The following is a 6328-nucleotide window of genomic DNA, read 5'->3' on the forward strand; positions in this document are numbered from 1 at the left end:
AATGAAGACAGTTCAATTTTTTTGGAATTATTTTAAAGTCTATAAGCTATCATTTGTAGTTGTTATCCTGATGATTGTTCTGGCGACTCTTGCCCAAGCTCTCTTTCCGGTATTTTCTGGACAATCGGTAACAGAGTTAGCTAATTTAGTTCAAGCTTATCAAAATGGCAATCCAGAACTTGTTTGGCAAAGCCTATCAGGAATCATGGTCAATCTTGGTCTGCTAGTTTTGGTTCTATTTATCTCCAGTGTGATATACATGTGTCTCATGACGCGCGTGATTGCAGAATCGACCAACGAGATGCGCAAAGGCCTCTTTGGCAAGCTTGCTCGGTTGACTGTTTCTTTCTTTGACCGCCGACAAGATGGCGATATCCTGTCTCGTTTTACCAGTGATTTGGATAATATCCTCCAAGCTTTTAACGAAAGCTTGATTCAGGTCATGAGCAACATCGTTCTATACATTGGTCTGATTCTTGTCATGTTTTCGAGAAATGTGACGCTGGCCCTCATCACTATTGCCAGTACACCAGTGGCCTTTCTCATGCTGATTTTTATCGTGAAAATGGCACGGAAATATACCAACCTCCAGCAGAAAGAGGTAGGGAAGCTCAATGCCTATATGGATGAAAGTATCTCAGGTCAAAAAGCCGTGATTGTGCAAGGTATTCAAGAGGATATGATGGCAGGATTTCTTGAACAAAATGAGCGCGTGCGCAAGGCAACCTTTAAAGGAAGAATGTTCTCAGGAATTCTTTTCCCTGTCATGAATGGGATGAGTCTGGTCAACACAGCCATCGTCATCTTTGCTGGTTCAGCTGTACTTTTGAATGATAAGTCTATTGAAACAAGTACAGCCCTAGGTTTGATTGTTATGTTTGCCCAATTTTCACAGCAGTACTACCAGCCTATTATTCAAGTTGCGGCAAGTTGGGGAAGCCTTCAGTTAGCCTTTACAGGTGCTGAACGGATTCAGGAAATGTTTGATGCAGAGGAAGAAATTCGACCTAAAAATGCTCCGACCTTCACTCAGTTGCAAGAAGGTGTTGAAATTAGTCATATTGATTTTTCATACTTGCCTGATAAACCCATTTTGAAAGATGTCAGCATTTCTGCTCCTAAAGGCCAGATGACAGCGGTTGTTGGTCCGACTGGGTCAGGGAAAACGACTATTATGAACCTCATCAATCGCTTTTATGATGTTAATGCTGGTGGGATTTATTTTGACGGTAAAGACATCCGTGACTATGATTTAGATAGTCTCAGAAGCAAGGTGGGAATTGTCTTGCAAGATTCGGTCTTGTTTAGCGGAACGATTCGAGACAATATCCGTTTTGGTGTGCCAGATGCTAGTCAAGAAATGGTTGAGGCAGCAGCCAAGGCAACCCATATTCACGACTACATCGAAAGCTTGCCTGATAAGTACGATACTCTTATAGATGATGACCAGAGCATCTTCTCGACAGGACAAAAGCAATTGATTTCTATCGCTCGAACCCTGATGACAGATCCAGAGGTTCTCATTCTCGATGAAGCCACTTCGAACGTAGATACTGTGACAGAAAGCAAGATTCAGCATGCCATGGAGGCGGTTGTAGCAGGCAGAACTAGTTTCGTCATTGCCCATCGTTTGAAGACTATCCTCAATGCAGACCAGATTATTGTCCTTAAAGATGGAGAAGTCATTGAACGCGGTAGCCACCATGAACTCTTGAAACTGGGTGGCTTCTATTCAGAACTCTATCACAATCAATTTGTTTTTGAATAAGAAAAAAGTTGTCCCCTTGGGCAGCTTTTTCTTGTCCATAAAAAATATTTATCACAGCCTTAAAAAAAACATATTAGACGAAAGTCATTTTGAGTGATATGATAAGACTATCGTTAACATTCGAAAGGAGAGGCATCATGGCTAGAACGGTTGTAGGAGTTGCTGCAAATCTATGTCCCGTAGACGCAGAGGGCAAAAACATTCATTCATCTGTATCTTGTAGATTCGCAGAGAGCATTCGTCAAGTCGGTGGTCTCCCTTTAGTCATTCCTGTTGGTGATGAGTCAGTTGTTCGCGATTATGTAGAAATGATTGACAAACTTATCTTGACAGGCGGTCAAAATGTCCATCCTCAGTTTTATGGAGAGAAAAAGACCATCGAGAGTGATGATTACAACCTAGTGCGTGACGAATTTGAATTGGCGCTCTTGAAAGAAGCGCTTCGTCAGAATAAACCAATCATGGCAATCTGTCGCGGTGTCCAACTTGTCAATGTTGCCTTTGGGGGAACTCTCAATCAAGAAATCGAAGGCCACTGGCAAGGACTACCTTTCGGGACATCTCATTCTATTGAGACAGTAGAAGGAAGTGTGGTGGCTAAGTTATTTGGAAAAGAAAGTCAAGTTAATTCCGTTCATCGTCAGAGTATTAAAGATTTGGCACCTAATTTCCGTGTAACTGCTATTGACCCAAGAGACCAGACCATCGAAGCGATTGAGTCTATCGATGAGCACCGCATTATTGGTTTGCAGTGGCATCCAGAGTTTCTGGTTAATGAAGAAGATGGCAATTTAGAATTATTTGAGTATTTATTGAATGAACTGTAACGACTGGAACATCTAGTCGTTCTTTCTTTTATTTTTTCAAAATTTTTGGAATGTGGGATTTTTACGCAAACGTTTGAATTCTGATAAAAATTGGAGAAATTCGACAAAAAACTTGAAAAAAACGAAGGTAAGCGTTATGATAGAAAAGAAGAAATATTGGAGGAATAACATGTCACATATTAAATTTGATTATTCAAAAGTTTTAGACAAATTTGTTGCACCACATGAAGTGGAATACATGCAATCACAAGTAACAGCAGCAGATGAATTGATCCGTAAAGGAACTGGTGCTGGTAGCGACTTCTTGGGATGGTTGGACCTTCCTGAAAACTATGACCGCGAAGAATTTGACCGCATCTTGAAAGCTGCTGAGCAAATCAAATCAGACAGCGATGTTTTGGTTGTAATCGGTATCGGTGGATCTTACCTTGGTGCGAAAGCAGCAATCGACTTCTTGAACCACCACTTTGCAAACTTGCAAACAAAAGAAGAACGCAAGGCTCCACAAATCCTTTACGCAGGAAACTCAATCTCATCTACTTACCTTGCTGACTTGGTAGAGTACGTAGCTGACAAAGACTTCTCGGTAAACGTGATTTCTAAATCAGGTACAACAACTGAACCAGCTATCGCTTTCCGTGTCTTCAAAGAACTTTTGGTTAAGAAATACGGTCAAGAAGAAGCAAACAAACGTATCTATGCAACAACTGACCGCCAAAAAGGCGCTGTTAAGGTTGAAGCAGATGCTAACGGTTGGGAAACATTTGTTGTTCCAGATGATATCGGTGGACGCTTCTCAGTATTGACAGCCGTTGGTTTGCTTCCAATCGCAGCATCAGGAGCTGACATCAAAGCCCTTATGGAAGGTGCGAATGCAGCTCGCAAAGACTACACTTCAGATAAAATCTCTGAAAACGAAGCTTACCAATACGCAGCAGTTCGTAACATCCTTTACCGTAAAGGCTATGCAACTGAGATCTTGGTAAACTACGAGCCATCACTTCAATACTTCTCAGAATGGTGGAAACAATTGGCTGGTGAATCAGAAGGAAAAGACCAAAAAGGTATCTACCCAACTTCAGCCAACTTCTCAACTGACTTGCACTCACTTGGTCAATTTATCCAAGAAGGAACTCGTATCATGTTTGAAACAGTTGTCCGTGTTGACAAACCTCGTAAAAACGTGATTATCCCTAGCTTGGAAGAAGACCTTGATGGACTTGGTTACCTTCAAGGAAAAGACGTTGACTTTGTAAACAAAAAAGCAACTGACGGTGTTCTTCTTGCCCACACAGATGGTGATGTACCAAACATGTACGTGACTCTTCCTGAGCAAGATGCCTTCACTCTTGGTTACACTATCTACTTCTTCGAATTGGCAATTGCCCTTTCAGGTTACTTGAATGCCATCAACCCATTTGACCAACCAGGTGTTGAAGCTTATAAACGGAACATGTTTGCCCTTCTTGGAAAACCAGGATTTGAAGAATTGAGCAAAGAACTTAACGCACGTCTATAATAGAAGAAAAGAGTGGTTTGCCCACTCTTTTTACTCTCTTTATTCATAGAAATTGGACTCAGCCAAGACTTGTGATATAATATAGAGAGCAAAAAAGGCAGACGCCTAATACTCTTCGAAAATCAAATTCAAACCGCGTCAACGTCGTCTTGCCGTACTCAAGTACAGCCTGCGGCTAGTTTCCTAGTTTGCTCTTTGATTTTCATTGAGTATAAAGACTTTATAGGAGAAACTATGTCAAAAGATATCCGCGTACGTTACGCACCAAGTCCAACAGGACTATTACACATCGGAAATGCCCGTACAGCATTGTTCAACTACTTGTATGCGCGCCATCATGGTGGAACTTTTATCATTCGTATTGAAGATACTGACCGCAAACGTCATGTCGAAGACGGAGAGCGTTCACAGCTTGAAAACCTTCGTTGGTTAGGCATGGACTGGGATGAAAGTCCAGAGACTCATGAAAACTACCGTCAGTCTGAGCGTTTGGAACTCTATCAAAAATACATCAATCAACTATTAGCTGAAGGAAAAGCCTACAAATCTTACGTTACAGAAGAAGAGCTGGCAGCTGAACGCGAACGCCAAGAAGCAGCTGGTGAAACACCTCGTTATATCAACGAATACATCGGTATGAGTGAAGAGGAAAAAGTGGCTTACATCACAGAACGTGAAGCAGCAGGGATCATCCCAACCGTTCGCTTGGCTGTCAATGAGTCAGGTATCTACAAGTGGCATGATATGGTTAAAGGCGATATCGAATTTGAAGGTGGGAATATCGGTGGCGATTGGGTTATCCAAAAGAAAGACGGTTACCCAACTTATAATTTTGCCGTTGTCATCGATGACCACGATATGCAAATCTCTCATGTAATCCGTGGAGATGACCACATTGCCAATACACCAAAACAACTTATGGTTTATGAAGCGCTTGGTTGGGAAGCACCAGAGTTCGGTCACATGACCTTGATTATCAACTCTGAGACTGGGAAAAAATTGTCAAAACGCGATACCAACACCCTTCAGTTTATCGAAGACTACCGTAAAAAAGGTTATTTACCAGAAGCAGTCTTTAACTTTATTGCTCTTCTTGGTTGGAACCCAGGTGGCGAAGATGAAATCTTCTCTCGTGAAGAACTCATTAAACTTTTCGATGAAAATCGCCTCAGCAAGTCACCAGCAGCCTTTGATCAGAAGAAACTGGACTGGATGAGCAATGATTATATCAAAAATGCAGACCTAGAAACTATCTTTGAGATGGCAAAACCATTCTTAGAGGAAGCAGGCCGTTTAACTGACAAGGCTGAAAAACTAGTTGAGCTCTATAAACCACAAATGAAATCAGTAGATGAAATTATTCCATTGACAGATCTCTTCTTCTCAGATTTCCCAGAATTGACCGAAGCAGAGCGCGAAGTCATGGCGGGGGAAACAGTCCCAACAGTTCTTGAAGCCTTCAAAGCAAAACTTGAAGCGATGACAGACGATGAATTTGTAACAGAAAATATTTTCCCACAAATTAAGGAAGTCCAAAAAGAAACTGGTATTAAAGGGAAAAATCTTTTCATGCCTATTCGTATCGCAGTTTCAGGTGAAATGCATGGACCAGAATTGCCAGATACTATCTTCTTGTTAGGCCGTGAAAAATCAATCCAGCATATCGAAAATATGTTAAAAGAAATCTCTAAATAAGAAGGATGCAACAATGGACATCTGGGAAAAGATGTACGAAGAAGCACAGAAACTTTACAATCCACATGAAGTATCAGACTTTGTTTATGCCAACCATGTTGTAGCCGCAATAGAAGCAGAAGATGGGCAAATATTTACAGGTTTCTGTATGGAGGGAACCTGTGGTGTGTTCCATCTCTGCGCAGAACGGGCGGCTCTCTTTAATATGTATCAATTCTCAGGACAAACCAAGGTTAAGAAAGTATTAGCTCTTCGAGACAAACCACCTTATGGTGGAAGTTCAGGAATGCCCTGTGGAGCTTGCAGAGAATTCCTCTTAGAGTTGAACGCTGAAAATAAAGATGCAGAAGTCATGATGGACTATGATATAAGAAAGACAGTGAAAGTCGCAGAATTAATGCCCTATTGGTGGGGAGAAGAACGTGCTTCTAAGTTTAATGAACAATAGAAGAGTCAGTACAATTCTGGCTCTTTTTACTATAATTTGAAAAACTGTACTTGAAAAGAATTGAAAAATTT

At 41.2% G+C, this 6328-nt stretch carries 5 protein-coding genes; all 5 read left to right on the forward strand.

Annotation, left to right across the window (positions count from 1 at the left end):
• Nucleotide 1: 1 nt before the first annotated feature.
• The 5 genes from patB (at nt 2) to NMM26_RS03365 (ending at nt 6257) form a co-directional block, all read left to right on the forward strand.
• Entirely contained in the window at nt 2-1768 is a 1767-nt protein-coding gene (gene patB / locus NMM26_RS03345) for a multidrug efflux ABC transporter subunit PatB (protein ID WP_254753845.1), read from the forward strand.
• 137 nt (nt 1769-1905) lie between these two features.
• Nucleotides 1906-2595: a gamma-glutamyl-gamma-aminobutyrate hydrolase family protein gene (locus tag NMM26_RS03350; protein WP_000124770.1), complete on the forward strand. Its 690-nt coding sequence runs from the start codon at nt 1906-1908 to the stop codon at nt 2593-2595.
• Between the two features lie 169 nt (nt 2596-2764).
• A complete protein-coding gene (locus NMM26_RS03355; protein ID WP_000018268.1) occupies nt 2765-4114 on the forward strand; it encodes a glucose-6-phosphate isomerase in 1350 nt (449 codons plus the stop codon).
• A gap of 234 nt (nt 4115-4348) precedes the next feature.
• Nucleotides 4349-5809, forward strand: a complete 1461-nt coding sequence (gene gltX, locus NMM26_RS03360; protein ID WP_000031071.1) for a glutamate--tRNA ligase — start codon at nt 4349-4351, stop codon at nt 5807-5809.
• 13 nt (nt 5810-5822) lie between these two features.
• A complete protein-coding gene (locus NMM26_RS03365) occupies nt 5823-6257 on the forward strand; it encodes a cytidine deaminase (protein ID WP_000355900.1) in 435 nt (144 codons plus the stop codon).
• Nucleotides 6258-6328: the final 71 nt, after the last annotated feature.

The organism is Streptococcus sp. CF7_Ac1-8 (assembly GCF_024295435.1).
GTDB classification, from domain to species: domain Bacteria; phylum Bacillota; class Bacilli; order Lactobacillales; family Streptococcaceae; genus Streptococcus; species Streptococcus mitis_AP.